The following is a 20,703-nucleotide window of genomic DNA, read 5'->3' on the forward strand; positions in this document are numbered from 1 at the left end:
CTTCGATACTCAATTAAGGGCAGTTTTCATGCCGGGCCATGGTTGACATTGCTTCGTGCTCAAGTGTACTTTGAATCGTACTAATGAATCGTTTCAAGAGTTTGGAAGCAAAATGCGTGTTTGTTTTCGTTCCGCAGTGGATCCCAGCAAGATCCCGGCCTACAAGCTGGCCCATGCGCAGGTGTGGCCGGAAATGCTGCGCGAGCTCAAGGCAGCCGGGTGGAATGACTACACGCTGCACCTGGGTGCGGACGGGCTCTTGATCGGTTTTGTTGACTGCGACGATCTTGACGCCGCACGTGCCCGGATGGCCCTCACCGAGGTGAACGCCCGGTGGCAGGAGCAGATGGCGAAGCTCTTCCCGGCCGCCGATGGTGCGCCCGATGAGGGATTCATCGTGATGGAAGAAGTTTTTAATCTGGAAGACCAGCTGGCCGCCGTCAGCGATCACAACGAAGGAACAGCTAAATGACGGATTTTGCAGCGGCCCTGGGTCGCTTGGATGAACTGGCCATCGAGGTCCCCTCATGGGCCTATGGAAATTCAGGCACCCGTTTCAAGGTGTTCGGCACACCGGGCACACCCCGCACTGTGCAGGAGAAAATTGCCGACGCCGCCCAGGTGCACAAACTCACGGGGCTGGCGCCGTCGGTGGCCCTGCACATTCCGTGGGACAAAGTCGATGACTATTCGGAGTTGAACAGTTACGCCGCCGATCTTGGCGTGGGCCTGGGCACCATCAATTCCAATACTTTCCAGGATGATGTTTACAAGTTCGGTTCCCTCACGCACCTCGATGCGCAAGTGCGCCGCCAAGCCATTGACCACCACTTCGAATGCATCGATGTCATGGACGCCACGGGTTCCAAGGACTTGAAGATTTGGCTCGCCGACGGCACCAACTACCCCGGACAGGGGGACATGCGCGGACGCCAGGACCGCCTCGCCGAATCCCTGCAGGAAATTTACGCCCGCCTGGGCGATGACCAGCGTTTGGTGCTGGAATACAAGTTTTTTGAGCCGGCTTTTTATCACACGGACGTCCCGGACTGGGGAACATCCTACGCACACACCCTGGCCTTGGGTGAGAAGGCGCTGGTCTGCCTGGACACGGGCCACCACGCCCCCGGCACCAACATTGAATTCATCGTGGCCCAGCTGCTGCGCCTGGGCAAACTCGGTTCCTTTGACTTCAACTCCCGCTTCTACGCGGACGATGATCTCATTGTGGGTGCTGCCGACCCTTACCAGTTGTTCCGCATCATGTATGAAGTGATTCGCGGTGATGGTCTGGGTCCTGATTCTGGTGTGGCGCTCATGCTGGACCAGTGCCACAACCTGGAGGAAAAGATTCCCGGCCAGATCCGCTCGGTGCTCAATGTGCAGGAAATGACTGCCCGCGCCCTGCTCGTGGACAGGGTCGCCCTGGCCGAGGCCCAAGCCGCCGGGGATGTGCTGGGAGCCAACGCTGTATTCTCCGACGCCTTCTACACGGATGTCCGCCCAGTTTTGGCAGACTGGCGTGAATCCCGCGGCCTGCCCGCAGACCCGCTGGCCGCCTTTGCCGCCAGCGGCTACCAGAAACTGATTAATGACCAGCGCGTGGGCGGCACCCAGGCCGGATGGGGAGCATAGCCATGACCAGCACAACCAATACCGCAGCGGCCCCCGCCAATGTTTCCGGGGTCGAGCCCGCGAATGGCACCCATCCCGCCGTGGCCGATTTGATTGCCCGATCCAACCGGTTGGGTGCGGATAAGCGCAACACCAACTATGCCGGCGGAAACACCTCGGCCAAGGGTACGGCGACGGATCCGGTCACCGGTGAGCCTGTGGAGCTTTTGTGGGTCAAAGGCTCCGGCGGGGACCTGGGCACGCTGGCGGAATCAGGTTTGGCCGTGCTGCGTCTGGACCGCATGCGTGCCATGGTCAACACTTACCCGGGTCTTGAACGCGAAGATGAAATGGTCGCGGCCTTTGACTACTGCCTGCACGGCAAAGGTGGTGCCGCGCCGTCGATCGACACGGCCATGCACGGCCTGGTTGATGCCGCCCACGTGGACCACCTGCACCCGGATTCCGGTATCGCCATTGCAACCGCGGCCGACGGCGAAGAACTGACGGCCAAGATTTTTGGGAGCAAGGTGGCGTGGGTTCCGTGGCGCCGCCCCGGATTCCAACTGGGCCTGGACATTGCGGCCATCAAGGAGAACAACCCCGAGGCGATCGGCACCATCCTCGGTGGCCACGGCATCACCGCTTGGGGCGATACCAGTGAAGAAGCCGAAGCCAACTCCCTGTGGATCATTGAAACCGCAGAGGCGTACATCAACGCCCACGGCCGCACGAGCCCCTTCGGAGCGGAATTGCCCGGCTACGCTGCCTTGTCCGACGCCGAGCGAAAGGCCAAGGCTGCCGCCCTGGCCCCGACCATCCGCGGACTGGCCTCCACGGACAAGGCCGCGGTGGGGCATTTCAGCGACGATTCCGCCGTGCTGGAGTTCCTGGCGTCAGTCGAACACCCGCGGCTGGGCGCGTTGGGCACAAGCTGCCCGGACCACTTCCTGCGCACCAAGGTCAAGCCCCTGATCCTGGACCTGCCTGCCGACGCTTCGGTGGAGGCATCCATCGCTCGCCTGAAGGAACTCCACACGGAGTACCGCACGGATTACGCTGCCTACTACCAGCGCAATGCGGTTGCTGATTCTCCCGCCATGCGCGGGGCCGATCCAGCCATTGTGCTGATCCCGGGCGTGGGCATGTTCTCCTATGGCGCCAACAAGCAGACCGCACGCGTGGCCGGCGAGTTCTACCTCAACGCCATCAACGTCATGCGCGGCGCCGAGTCACTCTCCACCTACGCACCCATTGACGAGGCCGAGAAGTTTCGGATCGAATACTGGGCGTTGGAAGAAGCGAAGCTGGCGCGCCTGCCCAAGGCCAAGTCCCACGCAAGCCGCATCGCCCTGGTGACCGGGGCGGCGTCGGGCATTGGAAAAGCCATTGCCACCCGTCTTGCCGCGGAGGGTGCCTGCGTTGTCATTGCGGACCTGAACCTTGACGCGGCCCAGGCCGTGGCCCAGGAGTTGGGTGGGCCGGACGTGGCCATCGGCATTCGCGCCGATGTCACGGATGAATCCGCCGTTCAGGGCGCCGTGGATGCCGCCGTACTGGCCTTCGGCGGGCTGGATCTGGTGGTCAACAATGCCGGGCTGTCCATCTCCAAACCCTTGCTGGAAACCAGCGAAAAGGACTGGGATCTGCAGCACAACGTCATGGCCAAGGGCTCCTTCCTGGTCTCCAAGGCTGCGGCAAAGGTGCTGATCGAGCAGGACATGGGCGGGGACATCATCTACATTTCCTCGAAGAATTCGGTGTTTGCCGGACCCAACAACATTGCTTACTCGGCCACGAAGGCGGACCAAGCCCACCAAGTGCGCCTGCTGGCTGCCGAACTGGGCGAATACGGCGTCCGCGTGAACGGCATCAACCCCGACGGCGTGGTTCGCGGCTCCGGCATCTTTGCCGGGGGATGGGGGGCCAAGCGGGCGGCTGTGTACGGGGTGGATGAGGAGAAGCTGGGTGAGTATTACGCCCAGCGGACGCTGCTCAAGCGTGAGGTGCTGCCGGAAAACGTGGCCAACGCCGCGGCAGTACTGACCTCCGCCGAACTCTCCCACACCACGGGGCTGCACATTCCCGTCGACGCCGGCGTGGCAGCAGCCTTCCTGCGATGACAGACATGAGAGCCGCGGAGCCGGCATCTTCTCGGCGACTTCCGGACCCTCGGCCGCGGGCGGCCTCCGGTCTTGGGTCCACGGGCGCGCGGGACCCGCTGCGAGCTCGCGAGCAGTGGGAGCGCCCGGGGATTGACGTCGCCTCCGAAGAAACCAGCCCCGCGGCTCCGTTGTTCGCCGCCGTCGATATTGGGGCGTCCTCGGGACGGGTCATTGTGGGCAATATCGGCAGTGGTGAGGTGTCGCTGAAAGTGGTGCACCGTTTCCCCAACGGTGTCATGGAACACCCCGCGCCAGAACACGGCAATCTCCACTGGGATCTGGATGGGCTCTTCGACCAGGTCCTGGTGGGGCTCGCCGCGGCGGCAGAGTATGCCGCCACGGTGGGCGGGCAGATCGCCAGTATCGGCATCGATACCTGGGCCGTGGACTACGGTCTCATTGATGCCGACGGTGCCATGGCCGGGCCTCCGTTTAGCTACCGCGATGGCCGCGGAGCCAAACAGGTTGCCAGCGTCCATGAACGGATCAGTCCGGAACAGCTGTACCAGACCACTGGTCTGCAGCACCTGCCCTTCAACACCATCTACCAACTGGCCGCTGAACAGGCTGCCGGTCAGGATCTCACCGCCCGGCACGCGCTGCTGATTCCGGACCTGATCGCGTTCAAACTCACGGGTGTGCGGCGCGCAGAGTCAACCAACGCCTCCACCACGGGGCTCTTTGATGCCGTGGCCGGGGAGTGGGCCACGGAATTCCTGGCTGCTCTGGGACTGCCGGCGGAGTTGTTCCCGCCGCTGGTTGAGCCCGGGGACACCATCGGCACGCTTCGCCCGGAGATTGCCGCGCACACCGGGTTACCAGCAATAACCACGGTGGTGGCCGTTGGGTCGCACGACACTGCCTCTGCCGTTGCCGCTGTGCCGGCCGCGGGCAAGAATTTTGCCTACATCTCCTCCGGCACCTGGTCGCTGGTGGGTGTTGAATTGGCTATACCGGTTCTGAGTGAGGCCAGCCGCCTGGCGAACTTCACCAACGAGCGCGGCGTGGACGGAACCATCCGCTACCTGCGCAATGTGGGCGGCCTGTGGCTGCTCAGCGAATCCATGCGCTCCTGGGATGAAGCTGCGGCCAGCGCTGGGATTGTGGCGCCCTGTCTCACGGAGCTGTTGGTCGCGGCAGCAGCTGAACCGCCCGGCGGGCCGCGCATCGACGTGGATTCGCAGGAGTTCATTGCCCCGGGCGGGATGCCCGGGCGCATCCGGGCCGCCGTGCACGCCAAGGGAGGTGCCCTGGATACCCGGCCGGCCGCCGTCGTGCGCTGCATTCTGGAAAGCCTTGCCGCAGCCTATGCGGCAACCGTTCAGGAAGCTGCTGAACTCTCCGGACAGGCTGTTGAGGTTATCCACATTGTGGGCGGCGGATCTCAAAATGAGCTGCTGTGTCAGCTCACCGCCAACGCCACGGGCCTGCCCGTTGAGGCCGGGCCTGTAGAAGCCACGGCTTTGGGAAACGTGCTGATCCAGGCCCGGGCAGCCGGCGCCGCACCGGCTACCCTGGGTGAATTGCGGGCAGTAGTGGCCGCGAGTCACCAGTGTGTCAGGTACCTGCCCATCAGCTGATTGTCACCGGAACCAGTGCGCTGTGACGGATGCCCACGCTGGAAATCTCCAGTGTGGGCCGCTGCGGGCGGATGCTTTCTTCGACGTAGATGGCTGCGCCGGGGTCATAGGCAAAAGCCCTGATGGAAAGCCCATGGAGCAACAGTTCATCGCGATGCTCGCTCAGATCCATCTCCCAGGGCAGGCCATTCCAGTAGTTGTCCGAAACTAGGCGTCCACCCACCAAGGCCCTGGCGCAATCGCCCACCCAATCGATGTGCAGCACGTTCTTCGTGCCTACTGGGAGCTGCTCAGCGGCAAAGGTGATGTCAAAGCGGGCGCTTTGCTCGTAGTCCTCAGTCAAAGGCGCCGCAGCCCTGTTCTGCGGACCTCCGCTGCGCCTTGGCGCCAGCACGACGGCGTCACGCACCGTGTGGACGTGGACGGTGGTTTCCACAGCCGAGGCAGGCAGGTGCAGGGAGAACTCACGGAACGGCCCGTGGTCCTCCAGCCGCCGAATGTCCGGTGCCACCGAGCCGGGCACGGCCAGAAGTGACTCCACAGCAGGAAACACGCCAAGTGTCTGTTGCACTGCAGCGTCCAGATGCAGTTGCCCGTCCCGGACCAGCAGGGATTCGGCCAGAATGAGCCGGGGCACCCCGTCCACCTCCGTCTTCCAGAGGCGTAGTGCGGCCGCCTCGGTGATGAGAAGAATGCTCAGATTCTCGGTGACGGCCAGCTCAACCTGGCTTGCTTCCACAGACGAAGCCAGCCGCACCCTGCGCAGCGAACCGTCGTCATTGGCGAGGTCGAGCACGAAGACGGGTTCGATCCCCGCTGTGCGTGAAAAGACAACAACCTTCTTCTGGCCCGCCACCACACTGGTGACAAGCTGCGCCGTCGAACTGTGCAACGTGGCGCCCCTCCCCAGATCAAGGTTGAACGGCCAGACGAAATACGCGCCTGCCGGGATTGTGACGGGATTTTCCGGCACCGTGACAGTATTTCCATCAGTCAAGGTCACACGGAACTGGACCTCCTCCTTGGCGGCCAAGGCGTCAGTGGAGGGCTGGTGGTTGTTGACGAAGATGAATCCTGCATGGCCGTCACTGCGCACTGACCACCTGAGCGTTTCCACGTCGTCGAGATTCTCAGGAAGCAGCTGCGGCAAGGTCAGCGGCATGCCAGCCAGCTCCGGGCCAACTTCGGCAAGGAACAGATGCTGGGCACGCAGCCTGTGGTAGCTCTCCCTGAGCTGGCCGTGCTCGCCCACGGGTGCCTGAAAGTCGTAACTGATGACTGGGAGATCGTTGGGGTAGCCGGTTTCAATGGATTCCTGCAGGGAAGACAACTCACCCACCGGATGGGATGCCCCGTGGTACATGTAGTAGCCCTGCCACGCTGATCCGCTTCCCACTTTGGCCAGGGCCAGGGCGGCAACGTCATGGGCGGGGATGATGGGTCGCCGGTGGTAGGCCGACGGCATCCCGGAGCCAAGCTCGCAGGTCGCATAGGGGTACCGGGTGCTGTCGGTGCCCTGGCCCAGCGAGGCAGTGGTGCGCAGATCTGCTCCGATGCTGTGATCGTCACGGATGTCAGTGAAGAAGTAGTGCTTTCTGCTGCCCCTGGCCCACCCCGGATGGGCATCCTCCCAGAAGGCTTCCGGGTAGCCGCCATAGAGCGGCAAAACTTCATTCTCCGGCAGTTCGGCTCCGCCCCATGCAGTGGCTGTCCACAGGGGAGCGTCCATGCCCAAGCCCAGGGCCAGTTCCTTGAGCGTTAGAATATGTGCGCTCTGGTCATAGAGTTCGTTCTCCACCTGGATGGCAACTATTGGTCCGCCGGTACCGAAATACAGGCCATCGAGTTGCCGGGCAATCTCGGTGAAGAAGGGGCGAACATGGCCCAGATACGCCTCATCGTTGCTGCGGTGCTGAAGCGGCAGCGCTTGGAGCCAGTCGGGGAAACCGCCGTTGCGTGCTTCTCCGTGGACCCATGGGCCGATCCTCACGACGACGTCCAAACCCAGTTCGGCACACAGGCCAATAAAGGCACGCAGATCACGGTTTCCGGTCCAGACAAAGGACTCTTGGCGCTCCTGATGATGCTGCCAAAATACATACGTTGAAACAACAGTGATGCCGCCCTCCCTCATGCGTTCAAGCTCAAGGCACCACAGCTTTGCGTCGTAGCGGCTGAAATGAAATTCGCCCATGACGGGAAACCAGGCCTTGCCATCCCTGATGAGTTTCTGGCTGTCCACCCGGATGCGAGGGTTTCCCATCCGGAGGTGACCGGCAACGGCTGGCGCTGGCTGGCGAACTACTGCGTGGTGCATGGCGGGGGTTCCTTCTGGCAAGAGTGGACCGCGTGGGAAAGCGATTACCGTCTTAAGCGGAAATGATTTGGAAACTCCTTGCAAACTATCAGCAATCATGTTTGTATCGATTCAGATGTGGGTTAGCTCACAGCTTGCTTGAAGGTGGTGCCGCGACCTGCGGCCCCGCCCGGCCGAGTGGCCGTTTGGGCTGAATCAATTCCTCGCGCTCGACAGGGGATATCTGTGACTCTATTGTGAATCGATTCAAAGTTGAATGTGAATCACTGCATGGATTTTCGACCGGCTATGTCACCGCAACATCTTTCTTCATCAAGGAGTGATGCAATGCAGTTCCCGTCCCATTTCCGTTATTTACTTCGCCCGGCCATAGCCGGAACCGCCGTATGTGGGCTGGTCCTTATGGGTGTGCCAGCCCTGGCCGCCGAGCAGAAGGCGCTCTGGTCATTCGACTTCGGCACAACAAGTAGTGCCATAGGTGAGGGATGGGCGGGGGTCAACGAAGCCACCCGCTACAGCGCCGCCACCGGATTCGGCATTGTGCCCGTTGCGGGCGTCGCCCCCGTGTCCCGGAACCGCACCGCTACTGTGCCGGACGCCGTCGCCAATGACTTTGTCCTGGGCGCCTCGTGGGGGTTCGTTGCTGATGTTTCCAATGGCATCTACGACGTCGAGGTGCAATCCGGCGACCAACTGGCTGGCACCTCAACCACCAAGACAAGCATTGCCTTGGAAGGACAGAGCGCCGGCACAATCCAAGCCCGCCAAGCTGTGGTGACCCAAACCTGGCAAACAACAGTGAGTGACGGCCAGCTCACCATTGATATCACCGGCGAAGGTGCCGGAGGCTACGTCAACGCGGTGGTCATCAAGGCGGCGCAGACGCAGCCACCTGCCACCACCGGTGCCCCAACGCCCACGTCCGCACCAACCCCCACAACGGCGCCGTCGGCGCTTCTTGCGCCCACCGCCGTGCGCATGGCCCATGTCACCGACGCATCCGTGATGCTGCGTTGGAATGAAGTCAAGGACGCCAAAGGCTATGTGGTCTCTCGCTCAGACAGTGTGTCGGGCACCTACGCGAAGGTCGCCGAGACCACCGGCGATGTCTTTGTCACCGACGCTGTGGACACCACCAAAGTCCACTACTACCAAGTCCAAGCCAAAGGTGGCGACGGACTTTCAAAGCCATCGGCGGCAGCAGTATCCTCACTTTCATCTCCTGCGCCGGTCCTGCCCGAGGATGGCGTGCTCACCTTCGACTTCGGCAACGGCGCCGTGGCAAGCAACAGTGTTGGTATCAAAGCCACAACCGCCTACACAGCCAAGAACCGGGCGGGATTTATTGATCCATCCGCTGTCACAGCTACGGACAGGGGAACCGCCGATGCCCTACGCAGCGACTTTGCCACTGTTGGGGACACCGAATTTGTTGTGGACCTGCCCAATGGCGACTACACAGTTGACTTGATAGCCGGCGATGCAACGGGCGCCACGGATATCTCCATCGCCGCTGAGCAGATGGCAAAAGTTCAGCAAACAGCCAGGACGGCCGGGAACTATCTGGAAATGTCCTTTGATATTGCTGTGGTTGACGGTCAGCTGAACCTGGAATTTGGCGGCACGGCCCCCAACATCAACGCTGTGGTCCTGACGCAAAAGTCGCCACGGCTTGCCGGAACCAAACCCACAGTGTGGGTGACCGGGGACTCCACAGTGCAAAGCTACACCTCCGACTATGCCCCGCAGGCAGGCTGGGGCCAGATGCTCCCGCGCTACTTGTCCGAGGACGTCACAGTGGAAAACAAGGCCATCGGAGGCCGCAGCTCGAAGAATTTCATCAGCCAGGGCCGCCTGGATGAAGTGCTGCGCGGCATCCGTCCGGGCGACTACCTCTTTGTTCAGTTTGGCCACAATGACAACAGCAAGGGTGTTGATGACAGATACGCCGCCCCGGCCGACTACGCCGAATACTTGCGCACCTATGTGGACGGAGCCCGGCAACGTGGGGCCACACCCATCATTGTGACACCAGTTTCCCGCCGCTCCTTCGATGCAGCCACCGGCAAGTTCAATGTTTCCTTCCCCGACTATGTGGCAGCAGCCAGTGGGTTGGCCAGCCAAAGCAAAACGGCGCTAGTGGACCTGTCGGCGCTGTCCAAGACATACCTTGACAGCATTGGCCCCGAAGCGGCCCTCTCGGTGTTCTTGCACGTGCCGGCAGGTGTTTACCCGTCCCGGCCCAGCGGCACGGCCGACGACACCCACTTCCAGGAATATGGTGCCATCGCGATGGCGCGGCTGGTGGCCACAGGCATTTCAGCCCTGGACATGCCATTGGCTGATGAGGTGGTGGCCGCTGAACCGCCCGCCGCTGTGCCCGCGGCCCCGGCAAAGCTGGTGGCCGGATCCATTTCAAATGCTGGTGCCCAGCTAAGTTGGTCAGCCGTCACAGGGGCAGACATCTACAAGGTCTTCCGTAAGGACGCAGCCGCAGGTGATGGCGGCTGGGCGTTGGTGTCCACCTCGACGCTGCCCCAATCCACTGTGGGAAACCTGGCAGAAGGCGCGTCCTACGACTTCCGTGTGGTGGCCGTCAACGGCCGCGGTGACTCCACGCCGTCGAACATTGTGCGCATCCAGACAAAGGCGCCCCTGTACAAATTCGATGTCCAACTTGCCGGGAATCCGCTGATGCCCGGATACACCGAAGTCAACGAAAAGTCCCTGTACACCAAGGAAATTGGCTGGGGGTTCCTTGACCTTGCCGGTTTGGGCGGGCGGGACAGGGGCAGCAACTTCGACCCGGCACCGAACAATGTGGAGCGGGACTTCCTCCTGCCCGCGGCAACGCACCAGTTTGTGGTGGACGTTCCCAACGGCAGTTACGCCGTCAAGACGTACAACGGTGACTGGATTGGCAGCTCAAAATCGACTGTCCTGCTGGAAGGGAAGGACTTCGGTGCTTCCAATGCGGGCAAGGGTTCGGTATCGGCAAAGATCAGCCAGCCCGTCCAGGTCCTCGACGGTCAACTGAACTTGGTCATGGGCGGGGACTCATCGCGGCTCAACGGCATTGAGATTACGCCTCTGCTGCTGGCCCCCACCTCTTTGAAGGCCGACGGCGTCAGCATCGAAACCGGATCTGCAACAGTTCGTTTGTCCTGGGTGGGCACAGATGCTGCCAACTACAGGGTGTACCGAAAGTCCGCCACGGCGGACAAGGCGGAGGCCCTGGGTGACACCACAACAGCTTCCTTTACTGACACCAAAGCAGAGATCGGGCTCGAGTACAGCTACTACGTCGCGGCGTTGGATCTTTCCGGCAGTGAGTCAGTGGCATCGAACAAGATCTCCGTGACAACTGTTGATCCGTCGGTAGCAAAAGCTGCCGTGCCGGGAAAACCCACACTGGGCAAAGTCAACAAGAATGACCTGACGCTGGCGTGGAAGCCTGTCCAGAATGCACTTTTCTACCAAGTATTCAGGGCTGATGCGAAGGCTGATGGCAGTTTTGGCGACTTCAAGCTGGTGGGCCGGGCAGGCACGCCGGAATACACCGACAACTCAGTGTTGACCACCATTGCCTACAAGTACGCGGTTGCCTCAGTCAATGGAGGCGGTGTCTCGGACCAATCTGAGACAGTCACTTCCGGCGCTGTGACCACGTTGGTGCGGCAGGCCGAGCGGTTGGACAGGGCCCCGGTCGCCGTTGACACCGAAAAGGGTGTCTACCTGGGGTGGCGCATGCTGGGCCTTGACCCGGATTCCATCGCCTTCAATGTTTACCGTGATGGCGTGAAGATCACCGACGCCCCTGTTACGGGAAGCACCAACCTGCTCGACGCCGACGGAACATCCAAGGCCCGCTACAGGATCTCAACCGTCCTCAATGGTGCCGAGCTGTGGGCTACTGAAAGCTTCACTGTGTGGGACGCCCAAACATTGGATGTTCCACTGCAAAAGCCGGCCGATGACTACACCAAGGACGGGCAGCCGTACAGTTACCGCGCCTCCGATGCATCCATTGGCGACGTCGATGGCGATGGCAGCTACGAGATCATCTTGAAGTGGGATCCCACCCTCTCCAAGGACAATTCGCAGGCCGGCTATACGGGCATTGTGTACGTTGACGCATACAAGTTGGACGGGACGCGATTGTGGCGGATAGATCTGGGCAAGAACATCCGCGCTGGAGCCCACTACACACAGTTCCAGGTCTACGACCTCAACGGTGATGGCAAGGCCGAGGTTACCCTCAAGACGGCCGATGGAACAGTGGACGGTGCTGGCACGGTGATTGGTGATCCGCGGGCAGACTACAGGAATTCCTCCGGCTACATTCTTTCTGGTCCCGAATACGTGACAGTGTTCAACGGGGCAACAGGCGCCGCGATTGACACCATCGACTACACACCTGAACGCGGCGACGTTGGTGCCTGGGGTGACGCCTATGGCAATCGAGTGGACCGTTTCCTCGCAGGGGTGGCCTACCTCGACGGCGAACACCCCAGTGTGATCTTCAGCCGCGGCTACTACACCCGCACAGTCGTTGCCGCCTACGATTTTGACGGCACAACCCTGAGCAAGCGGTGGACCTTTGACTCCAACAGCGCTGGTGATGAATACCGTGGCCAAGGAAACCACCAGTTCTCCGTCGCCGATGTTGATGGTGACCAGAAAGACGAGATTGTCTTTGGCTCCATGACCATCGATGACAACGGATCGGTCCTGTACAACACCAAGTTGGGGCACGGCGATGCCATCCACGTCTCGGATCTGGATCCGTCACGGCCAGGCATGGAGGTGTTCGCCGTTCATGAGGAGGCGCCGTCCAAGCACGGTATTGGCGCCACGTTCCGCGACGCAGCCACCGGCGAAGTCCTCTGGTCAATCCCGGCCACCAAGGACACCGGGCGCGGAGCGGCAGCAGACATTGATCCAACTCAGCAAGGCGCCGAAGCATGGGCGATTGGCGGGACTGCCGCATGGAATTCACCAGTGGGTGAACTGCACGCAGCCGATGGTGCACTGATCGGAACAAGCATTCCGGCCGCAAACTTTCTCACCTGGTGGGACGGTGACCTGCTGCGCGAGATCACTGACCACGAGTGGACGGACGCAAGCCGAACTGGAGTGCCCACCATTTCCAAGTGGGACTGGACAACAAACACCAGCAAGGAGATCTACCGCGCTGCGGGAACCCTGACAAACAATGACACCAAGGGAAGCCCATCACTTCAGGCGGATCTGTTCGGTGACTGGCGCGAGGAAATTGTTACGCGCCTGGATGATTCCTCGGCATTGCGGATCGCCACCACCGTTGATCTGACGGATCACCGCCTGCGGACCTTGCAGTCGGACCCCGTCTACCGGTTGGGGGTGGCATGGCAAAACACCGCCTACAACCAGCCACCGCACACCTCCTACTTCCTGGGTGTTGGGATGACGGCGCCCAAGGCGCCCAGCATCGCCTACACCGGAAGTGAGCCAGCGCCGGGGGCACCTGTGAATCCGGAACCGTCGCAGCCTCCAACTGAGCTGCCAACGGGGCCAGCCACGGCACCAACGTCCACTGTTGATCCGCCGACGGCAAGTGGCGCCGCAACGAACAGTGCGGCAGCTGGTTCCAGCAGTGGCAGTGAACTTTCAGCCACTGGTGCCAGCGGCCTCTTGCCCATGCTGGCCGTTGGTGTGGTTGTGCTCCTAGTTGGTGCGCTGCTCATGCGCCGTCGGCGATCCCACGGCTAGGTATGCAAACCATGAATGAACAGTCTTACCTCGCATAACTGCGCTTGAGCGGCTTGTTGGCGGTTTCCCAACCGCCAACAAGCCGCTCAAGCGCAGTCGTGGCGCTGAAGCGCATTAATGCACCCAAAACACAGGCGAAGACAACGCATAGGACGTAGGATGTCTCTAGCAAAGTGTTTGTCCGGATCCTGTGCCGGGCCCTGACTGGAACGGAACCTGAGCCATGCCACAGTTCGATTTGCCCCTCGAGAAGCTTCGCACTTTCTCCGCAGCACTCACTGCGCCCGAAGACTTTGACAGCTTCTGGGACAACACCATTGCCGAAGCTCGCGAATTCCCGCTGAAAGCCAACTTCACGCCAGTGGAGAACATGCTGAGCGTCATCGACAGCTTTGACGCCACCTTTGCCGGCTTCGACGGCGCCCCCATCAAAGGATGGCTGCACCTGCCCGCCAACCGCACCACGGGCCAGAAACTGCCCGTGGTGGTCCAATACATTGGCTACTCCGGTGGTCGCGGACTGGTCCAGCAGGACACCTCCTGGGCCCAAGCCGGGTACGCGCACTTCATCATGGACAGCCGCGGCCAGGGCTATGGCGGCCTGCTCGGCGACACCCCGGATCCGCACCCCTCCGCGGGCGAGGTGGCACACCCTGGTTTGATGACGCGTGGCATCAGCTCCCGTGAGGACTACTACTACCGCCGCCTCTACGTGGATGCCTTCCGTGCCATTGAGGCAGCCCAATCCCATGAGGAAGTGGATGAATCCACAGTCATCCTCACCGGCGTCAGCCAGGGCGGTGGGCTGGCCATAGCGGCAGCTGGTTTGGCCGCGGGCAGGCTCGACGGCGTCGTGGCGCTCATGCCCGACGTCCCCTTCCTGCAGGACTTCCCGCGCTCCATCGACGTTGCTGTGCGTGGCCCCTACCCGGAAATCGCCGCCTTCCTCAAGCGCCACCGCACTGACTATGAACCGTTCCTGGAAGTGCTGAACTATTTCGACGGAGTGCACTTCGCCGCGCGCACCAGCGTCCCCGCGCTGTACTCCTGCGCCGGCCAGGATGACGTGTGCCCGCCTACAACCGTGTTTGGCTCCTACAACGGCTACGGCAGCTCAGCGGCCCAGCCACCGGCCAAAGAAATGGCGTACTACCGCTTCAACAACCATGAAGGCGGGCAGGAGCACCACTGGCTCCGGCAGCTGCATTACGTGGCCGATTTGCTGGCCGGCTAAATGTCGGCGTATGGTTTGGGCATGACAAACCGTTGGTATGCGTATTTTTCGTTGGCTCTGGAGGGGCCCGCGTCTAACTGACACGCATCCAATCACCTTCAGAGCCAACAGGACAGAGAATTCATTCTCTGTCCTTCGCCATTTCCAGGCGGGCTCCGAAGAGGGGTCCGCTGCCAGCCCGCAGCAAAGGAACCCCTCATGAGCATCACAGCAGCCACCGAACCGGCCCACCAATCCACCGCCAATCTGCGCGTCAGCCGCTTCACGGCGCTGCCGTCCCCCACCGAGCTTGAAGCTGCGCTTCCGCTGGACGCCCACGCAAGCAACGTCGTCGAACGCGGCCGTGACCAGGTGCGGGCCATCATGGACGGCGTGGATGACAGGCTGCTGGTCATTGTGGGCCCGTGCTCCATTCATGATCCCAAGGCAGGGTTGGAATACGCCCGCCGGCTCGCTGCCACGGCCAAGGAGCACGAGGAAGACCTGCTGATCGTGATGCGTGCCTACTTCGAGAAGCCGCGCACCACCGTGGGTTGGAAGGGTCTGATCAACGATCCGATGCTGGATGGCAGCCACGACGTCGCCAAGGGCTTGGAGTTGGCGCGCGACTTCCTGCTGAAGGTGGCCCAGCTGGGACTGCCCACGGGCACCGAGTTCCTTGAGCCGATCAGCCCGCAGTACACGGCCGACCTGATTTCCTGGGGTGCCATCGGCGCGCGGACCACCGAGAGCCAGATCCACCGCCAGCTCAGCTCCGGACTGTCCATGCCCATCGGGTTCAAGAATGGGACCGACGGCGACCTCCAAGTCTCGCTCGATGCCTGCAACGCTGCCAGTGCGCCCCAGTCATTCCTGGGCATTGACGGCAACGGCCGCGCGTCCCTGGTCAGCACCGAAGGCAACCAGGACACCCACGTGATTCTGCGCGGCGGGCGCAAGGGCCCCAACTACCGTGCGGGGGACGTGGCTGACGCCGCCGCGCAGGCCTGCGGCGCCGGCATTAATCCGCGACTCATTGTTGATGCCAGCCACGCCAACTCCGGCAAGAGCCACCACCGCCAGGCCGAGGTGGCCTTGGAAATTGGTGCTCAGCTGGAAGTAGACGACGCCTCCGCACACAACATTGCCGGGGTCATGCTGGAGAGTTTCCTGATGGGCGGGGCCCAAAACCTCAATGTTGAGCAGGTTGCCGCCGGAACCGCTGAGCTGAACTACGGCCAGAGTGTCACCGACGCCTGCATGGACTGGGATGTCAGCGCCGATGTGCTGGCCAACCTTGCACGCAGCTCACGGGCGCGCCGCAACAACAGCGCAAGCGCTGCCTAACGTCCGCGCGCTTGGCAAAGATGCACTTGGCAAAGATGCACTGAACACCTATCACAGTGGCCCCTTCTGCCCCTAGAGTTAGCGCTAGAGGCAGAAGGCGCTGTGAGTCGGACGCTTGAAGAGTCTTTTGCCAGCGAACATCGAGGTACGGTCATGACACAGGATCAGAATTTCTCCGATGTGCACTTCTTGACGGTTCAAGAAGTTGCCGCTCTTATGCGCGTGTCAAACATGACCGTGTACCGAATGGTGCACGCCGGAGAGCTCCCGGCTGTCCGCTTTGGCAGGTCATACAGGGTGCCGCAGAACGCGGTTGAGGCGTTCCTCAAGGGTGCGGTGGTGGATGGCACAGGGACTGCTGGAACTTCCGGTTCGGCGCAGACCGGTTAGGCACGGTAGTCTAGGAAAGATCCATTTTCGGCTTTGACCGATTCCTGCGATCGGTCGACCTAATCGTTTGGGCCTCATTTGGGGCCTTCTATGCAGTTTGTGAGGAACTTTCATGGGTTCAGTAGTTAAGAAGCGCCGCAAGCGGATGTCCAAGAAGAAGCACCGTAAGCAGCTTCGCAAGACGCGTCACCAGCGTCGTAACAAGAAGTAAATCTTCTTTTTTTGCGAAAGCACCCGTTCACCTTTCGGTGGACGGGTGCTTTTTTCATGTCCGACGGCGGCGCTGACGACTCAGCGGCGGCGGACGATCGAGATGCCCTTCCACAGACCGTAGACAGCGCCTACTCCGGTGGCTGCCTTCAGTCCCAGTGTTGCTGCGCGACGCCCGGAGCGGTAGTCGTAGATGGGCCAGTTGTTGTCACGGGCATGTTTGCGCAGTTTTGCGTCGGGGTTGATGGCCACCGGGTTTCCCACAGCGGTGAGCAGGGGAATGTCGTTATAAGAGTCGCTGTAGGCCCAGCACCGGGCGAGGTCCAAACCTTCGCGTTCGGCCAGTTCACGAACAGCCCGTCCCTTGGCAGGACCGTGCAGGATCTCGCCCACCAGGCGTCCTGTGTACACGCCGTCTTCAATTTCTGCCACGGTGCCTAGGGCACCGGTCAGGTTCAGGCGCGCGGCAATAACGCCGGCAACCTCCACTGGGGTGGCTGTCACCAGCCAAACTTGCCGGCCGGATTTCAGGTGTTCTTGTGTGAGGGCCTTGGTGCCGGGCCAGATCTTGGAGACGATCATTTCGTCAAAGACCTCTTCACCCAGCTGGCGCACAAATTCGGCGCTGATGCCGGCAGCGAGTTTTTGTGCAGAATCCTGAACCGAATGAACGTCGTTCATGTTTTCGCCGCGCAGGATGAATTTGGTTTGCTTCCAACCGAAGCCGGCAGCGTCACCGAGGGTGAAGGCGCGCTTTTGATACATCTTGCGGGCCACATGGAACAAGCTGGCACCCTTCATCAGGGTGTTGTCCACATCAAAGAAAGCTGCCTCGCCCTGGTGGTGCGCAGTGGTCGAGGTGGCCTCGGCACTGTTGGTAATCACGTCGGGCATGGATCGAGTCTAGTCAATCCAGCCCGTCTATGCCGCTCACGCCACTTGAAGTGGGGCTTAACTGTGGTGAAACTTTCATTTCTCGGCAGCGGAGGCACGCAGCTGGCTGGCAAATCGCGTGCCAGCTGTGCGAACCCGTCCAGACGAGTACCGTTGTAGGCATGGATTCTGCTCCCGACACCGCAAAAAATCAAACCACTCCCACCCGCCGTGTTCCGCGGCTGGAGCTGGTGACCAAGGAGGGCTGCCACCTGTGTGACGACGCCCGCGAGGTGCTCACCCAGGTGGCTGGTGGGCTGGGTCTGGACTGGTCTGAGCTCAGCCTTGACGGCGATGCCGCGCTCACGGCCCGTTATGGTGAGGAAATTCCTGTTGTCCTGGTGGACGGAATTCAGCGTGATTTTTGGCAGATCGACCCCGTCCGCCTCCGCACCATCCTGGAGCGGGCTATGGCGGACGCCTAGAACGGTGCAACGCGAGGCCGTCCGCTGCCCCTGTTGTTGTCTGCCGGGTCAAGGCGCGGCTTTTGGTGAGGACCAAGGACAGGTCATACAGTAGTTTAAACGGTCTAAGGCCAACGGCGGATCTTGCGGACACCTGTTCCTCACCTGGGGCGGCCTAGTTTGAGAATGTGGAGTGTTTTCTTGATCCCAGTGCAGACCCCGGGTGACCAGCCGGCCGAACAGGCCCGGCAGCTGCCCCCCGCCACGGTGTCCCGCCTGACCTTGTACTTGCGCACACTCAATGCCCTGCTTGCTGACGGAGTGGAGAACGTCTCCTCTGAAGCCCTGGCCGAATCCGCCGGAGTGGGCTCAGCAAATGTCCGCAAGGACCTCTCCCACTTGGGTTCCTACGGCACACGCGGTGTTGGCTATGAGGTTGCGAATTTGAGCCGGCAGATCGCCCAGGCACTCGGTCTGACCCACGAGTGGCGGGTGGCCATAGTTGGTGCCGGTAACCTGGGCAGGGCCCTTGCCCGGTATGCCGGGTTCGAATCGCGCGGATTTGATGTTGTGGCGTTGCTCGATGCTGATCAATTGCTGGTGGGGAACGAGATCGGTTGGCTGCGGGTCAGCGACGTGGCGCATCTTGAATCAGTTTTGGCAGGCACCCGGGCCAACATGGTGGTCCTGGCGCTTCCTGCCGCGGTGGCACAATCCGTGTGCGACAGGGTGGTGGCGGCTGGTGTCCACAGCATTCTCAGCTTTGCACCCGTGGCCCTGAGTGTCCCGGACAACGTGAACCTGCGCAAAGTGGACATGGCCACTGAGCTGCAGATCCTGGCCTACCACGCCCAGCGCCTGCAGGACCCGACCTTGGAGCAGGACAGCCCGGGCACTTAGTCGGGGGCAACGTTTGCGCACAGCCCTTTTTGCCTCGTGAACGGGGAGTAGTTGTTGATGTTTTACCCAAACATCAACAACTACTCCCCGTTCACGAGGCCACGAGGCCGGGCAGGCGTGGGAGAAGATTACAGGTTGGCACCCTTGCGGGCCTTGTGAGCCAGGAAGAACTCCTTGGCGGGGGAGCGGTGCAGGAAAACCACAGCTACCAATCCCAGCCCAATCTGGACGAAGCTGAGGGGATTCAGCTGCCCCAGCATCAGCAGCGAAAAGCACGCCAGCACAAGGGCTGTGGTCCGGGCCCACGTGGCACCGCGTCGAATTTTGATGGCCAGCCAAAAATAAACCACCGTCATGGCAATGCTGATTACGAACGCCATGAACAAGGCTGCGTTGACGATGGCCGGGTCCGCATAGGCCTCCGTCAAGGCCGGGTAATCCGACATGGATGCCCGGAGAGTTTCCATGACGCTTTCCTTGACTGCCGGTACCAGCAGCACCAGCAGCAGCGCCACCACGGATGCCGCCTGCAGGATGCCGGCGGTCATGATCAAGCGGACCGCCAGAATGACACGGGCAGGAGGCACCAAGGCTGACTGCGGGTCAACGGAGCCACCACCAGTGTTGGCGGCGGGGCCACCCTGAAATCCGGGGTATTGGGACGCCTGGGGCAGTGCCGCTGACGAGGAGAGTGCTGCCTGGGCGTCCTTGACGTCCTGCGGCGGTTCCCATCCGGCAGGGGCGTACTGGCCATAGCGGGGGACACCGGGGGCTATTTCCCCATAGCTTCCCGGGCGGGGAGTGGGGTGCTCTTGGGATTCTTCACCGGGTGTGGTCATGGCAGCTGCTCTTTCAGTTTTGCCGCGGCGGGCTGAACACTTGTGCCAGGAAGCTGGCCAGGCAAAGAGAAAGGCCGCGGTGGGGTTTGCTCTAAACCCTACGCGACCTCTGTCTTTGCTCACTACTTCTTGTTGCTAAGGCTTGCTAAGGCGTGACTCCCCTGGCCCGGGAGTTAAGCCAGGCCGTTGATTCTGGTAGCCACATCAACACAGCGGCCACAATGCCGAGCAGGCCACCGCCAGCGCCGAAGAACAGCAGAACGATGCTCAGGAAGGCGATGACCGACAACGCCATCCGGGCCCACTGCATGCCTTCCTTGAGCTTCATGGCGCAAATGATTATGGCAGCTATAAGAACTAGGGAAATGATGGCAACAACGATTCCCTTGACGCCCTGCGCACGGATCTCGGCTCCACTGCCCGGGACGGTGATGCCGAAGATGGAATTGTCCCTGGCGCCCAAAGCGAACAATGAACCGATCAGCAAGAAGAACGTGCCCAGCAGCCACAGGCCTGCCGAGACCAGCCAGATGATGTAGGAGATCTTCAGTAGCTGCGGCAGACCGTCCATCTTGAAGATCCCGCCAAAGCCGCCCACCGGCATGACGTCATTCATTGAATGGGGAGTGTCTTTTGGCATTTCAAACTTGGAGTCTCCGGCCGGTCGGGGAGCGGGCTGCTGATAGCCGGGCGGCGGAGATTGATACCCGGGCTGCTGATAGCCGGGCGGCGGAGCGTGGTAGCCGGGCTGTTGATATCCCGGAGGCGGCATGGATCCGGCCGGAGGGGGTGCCTGCGGGCCGGGTGTTTGGTACCCCGGTGGCGGCGTCTGTGGCCCGGGTGCCTGATGACCGGGGGCGGCAGTGTTGGGATCAGGCTGGGAACCGGCAGGAGACGGTTGCGAGCCTGAGTGCTCGGTACCTTCAAACTCATTCGGTGTACTCATAGCAGTACCCTAGTCCTGGCCCAAGCACTTGTATAGGTGTACTAAGTGGTAGCACGAATGCCGGCCCGCCACAGTGGCGAACCGGCATTCGTAT

General features: G+C 61.5%; 15 protein-coding genes. 11 read left to right on the forward strand and 4 right to left on the reverse strand.

The features are described from left to right. Positions 1-112: 112 nt before the first annotated feature. Genes CVS28_RS00875 through CVS28_RS00890 form a run of 4 tightly spaced genes read left to right on the forward strand, consistent with a single transcriptional unit; the run spans position 113 to position 5,359 of the window. Positions 113-472: an L-rhamnose mutarotase gene (locus CVS28_RS00875; RefSeq protein ID WP_103480326.1), complete on the forward strand. Its 360-nt coding sequence runs from the start codon at positions 113-115 to the stop codon at positions 470-472. After that, positions 469-1,635 carry an L-rhamnose isomerase gene (gene rhaI, locus CVS28_RS00880; RefSeq protein WP_103463880.1) on the forward strand — a complete coding sequence of 389 codons (1,167 nt, stop codon included), beginning with the start codon at positions 469-471 and terminating at the stop codon, positions 1,633-1,635. The genes CVS28_RS00875 and rhaI overlap by 4 nt, the downstream gene beginning before the upstream one ends. Positions 1,636-1,637: 2 nt before the next feature. Beyond that, positions 1,638-3,737 carry a bifunctional aldolase/short-chain dehydrogenase gene (locus CVS28_RS00885; protein WP_103480327.1) on the forward strand — a complete coding sequence of 700 codons (2,100 nt, stop codon included), beginning with the start codon at positions 1,638-1,640 and terminating at the stop codon, positions 3,735-3,737. After that, entirely contained in the window at positions 3,734-5,359 is a 1,626-nt protein-coding gene (locus CVS28_RS00890; protein ID WP_243399614.1) for a rhamnulokinase, read from the forward strand. The genes CVS28_RS00885 and CVS28_RS00890 overlap by 4 nt, the downstream gene beginning before the upstream one ends. Here CVS28_RS00890 and CVS28_RS00895 read toward each other — a convergent pair. Beyond that, a complete protein-coding gene (locus CVS28_RS00895; protein ID WP_165788020.1) occupies positions 5,352-7,676 on the reverse strand; it encodes a beta-galactosidase in 2,325 nt (774 codons plus the stop codon). The two genes, CVS28_RS00890 and CVS28_RS00895, sit on opposite strands and share 8 nt — an antisense overlap. Before the next feature lie 327 nt (positions 7,677-8,003). On the opposite strand from CVS28_RS00895, the gene CVS28_RS20335 reads away from it, so the two are divergent. The 5 genes from CVS28_RS20335 (at position 8,004) to CVS28_RS00920 (ending at position 16,588) form a co-directional block, all read left to right on the forward strand. After that, positions 8,004-13,427 carry a rhamnogalacturonan lyase family protein gene (locus tag CVS28_RS20335; RefSeq protein ID WP_133159020.1) on the forward strand — a complete coding sequence of 1,808 codons (5,424 nt, stop codon included), beginning with the start codon at positions 8,004-8,006 and terminating at the stop codon, positions 13,425-13,427. 223 nt (positions 13,428-13,650) lie between these two features. Further along, complete coding sequence (locus tag CVS28_RS00905; RefSeq protein ID WP_103480330.1) at positions 13,651-14,661, forward strand: acetylxylan esterase; 1,011 nt, start codon at positions 13,651-13,653, stop codon at positions 14,659-14,661. A gap of 198 nt (positions 14,662-14,859) precedes the next feature. Further along, positions 14,860-15,987 (forward strand): 3-deoxy-7-phosphoheptulonate synthase, encoded by a 1,128-nt coding sequence (locus CVS28_RS00910; protein ID WP_103480331.1) that lies wholly within the window; start codon positions 14,860-14,862, stop codon positions 15,985-15,987. A 153-nt stretch (positions 15,988-16,140) separates the two neighbouring features. Next, on the forward strand, positions 16,141-16,377 hold the full coding sequence (locus CVS28_RS00915; protein WP_103463887.1) for a helix-turn-helix domain-containing protein: 237 nt from the start codon (positions 16,141-16,143) through the stop codon (positions 16,375-16,377). A gap of 112 nt (positions 16,378-16,489) precedes the next feature. Next, complete coding sequence (locus CVS28_RS00920; RefSeq protein WP_074712200.1) at positions 16,490-16,588, forward strand: 30S ribosomal protein bS22; 99 nt, start codon at positions 16,490-16,492, stop codon at positions 16,586-16,588. A gap of 80 nt (positions 16,589-16,668) precedes the next feature. Here the strand turns inward: CVS28_RS00920 and CVS28_RS00925 are convergent, their stop codons facing one another. Next, positions 16,669-17,481 (reverse strand): HAD family hydrolase, encoded by an 813-nt coding sequence (locus CVS28_RS00925; RefSeq protein WP_103463888.1) that lies wholly within the window; start codon positions 17,479-17,481, stop codon positions 16,669-16,671. Between the two features lie 161 nt (positions 17,482-17,642). On the opposite strand from CVS28_RS00925, the gene CVS28_RS00930 reads away from it, so the two are divergent. Both CVS28_RS00930 and CVS28_RS00935 read left to right on the forward strand, forming a co-directional pair. After that, positions 17,643-17,945, forward strand: coding sequence for a glutaredoxin family protein (locus tag CVS28_RS00930; protein ID WP_103463889.1), 303 nt, complete (start codon positions 17,643-17,645; stop codon positions 17,943-17,945). Positions 17,946-18,125: 180 nt separating this feature from the next. Continuing rightward, positions 18,126-18,824, forward strand: coding sequence for a redox-sensing transcriptional repressor Rex (locus tag CVS28_RS00935; RefSeq protein ID WP_243399615.1), 699 nt, complete (start codon positions 18,126-18,128; stop codon positions 18,822-18,824). A gap of 128 nt (positions 18,825-18,952) precedes the next feature. Here CVS28_RS00935 and CVS28_RS00940 read toward each other — a convergent pair whose 3' ends face one another. Beyond that, positions 18,953-19,663 carry a hypothetical protein gene (locus CVS28_RS00940; RefSeq protein ID WP_103463891.1) on the reverse strand — a complete coding sequence of 237 codons (711 nt, stop codon included), beginning with the start codon at positions 19,661-19,663 and terminating at the stop codon, positions 18,953-18,955. Between the two features lie 145 nt (positions 19,664-19,808). Beyond that, positions 19,809-20,609, reverse strand: a complete 801-nt coding sequence (locus CVS28_RS19555; protein ID WP_165788016.1) for a hypothetical protein — start codon at positions 20,607-20,609, stop codon at positions 19,809-19,811. Positions 20,610-20,703: the final 94 nt, after the last annotated feature.

It is taken from the genome of Arthrobacter glacialis, from assembly GCF_002909415.1.
GTDB lineage: Bacteria > Actinomycetota > Actinomycetes > Actinomycetales > Micrococcaceae > Specibacter > Specibacter glacialis.

Bases quoted from the DNA above. Each gene is read 5' to 3' on its own strand.
- CVS28_RS00875 (WP_103480326.1), top strand. From the start codon at position 113: ATGCGTGTTTGTTTTCGTTCCGCAGTGGATCCCAGCAAGATCCCGGCC.
- CVS28_RS00940 (WP_103463891.1), bottom strand. From the start codon at position 19,663: ATGACCACACCCGGTGAAGAATCCCAAGAGCACCCCACTCCCCGCCCG.
- CVS28_RS19555 (WP_165788016.1), bottom strand. From the start codon at position 20,609: ATGAGTACACCGAATGAGTTTGAAGGTACCGAGCACTCAGGCTCGCAA.
- CVS28_RS00885 (WP_103480327.1), top strand. From the start codon at position 1,638: ATGACCAGCACAACCAATACCGCAGCGGCCCCCGCCAATGTTTCCGGG.
- CVS28_RS00925 (WP_103463888.1), bottom strand. From the start codon at position 17,481: ATGCCCGACGTGATTACCAACAGTGCCGAGGCCACCTCGACCACTGCG.
- CVS28_RS00905 (WP_103480330.1), top strand. From the start codon at position 13,651: ATGCCACAGTTCGATTTGCCCCTCGAGAAGCTTCGCACTTTCTCCGCA.
- CVS28_RS20335 (WP_133159020.1), top strand. From the start codon at position 8,004: ATGCAGTTCCCGTCCCATTTCCGTTATTTACTTCGCCCGGCCATAGCC.
- rhaI (WP_103463880.1), top strand. From the start codon at position 469: ATGACGGATTTTGCAGCGGCCCTGGGTCGCTTGGATGAACTGGCCATC.
- CVS28_RS00915 (WP_103463887.1), top strand. From the start codon at position 16,141: ATGACACAGGATCAGAATTTCTCCGATGTGCACTTCTTGACGGTTCAA.
- CVS28_RS00895 (WP_165788020.1), bottom strand. From the start codon at position 7,676: ATGCACCACGCAGTAGTTCGCCAGCCAGCGCCAGCCGTTGCCGGTCAC.
- CVS28_RS00920 (WP_074712200.1), top strand. From the start codon at position 16,490: ATGGGTTCAGTAGTTAAGAAGCGCCGCAAGCGGATGTCCAAGAAGAAG.
- CVS28_RS00910 (WP_103480331.1), top strand. From the start codon at position 14,860: ATGAGCATCACAGCAGCCACCGAACCGGCCCACCAATCCACCGCCAAT.
- CVS28_RS00890 (WP_243399614.1), top strand. From the start codon at position 3,734: ATGACAGACATGAGAGCCGCGGAGCCGGCATCTTCTCGGCGACTTCCG.
- CVS28_RS00930 (WP_103463889.1), top strand. From the start codon at position 17,643: ATGGATTCTGCTCCCGACACCGCAAAAAATCAAACCACTCCCACCCGC.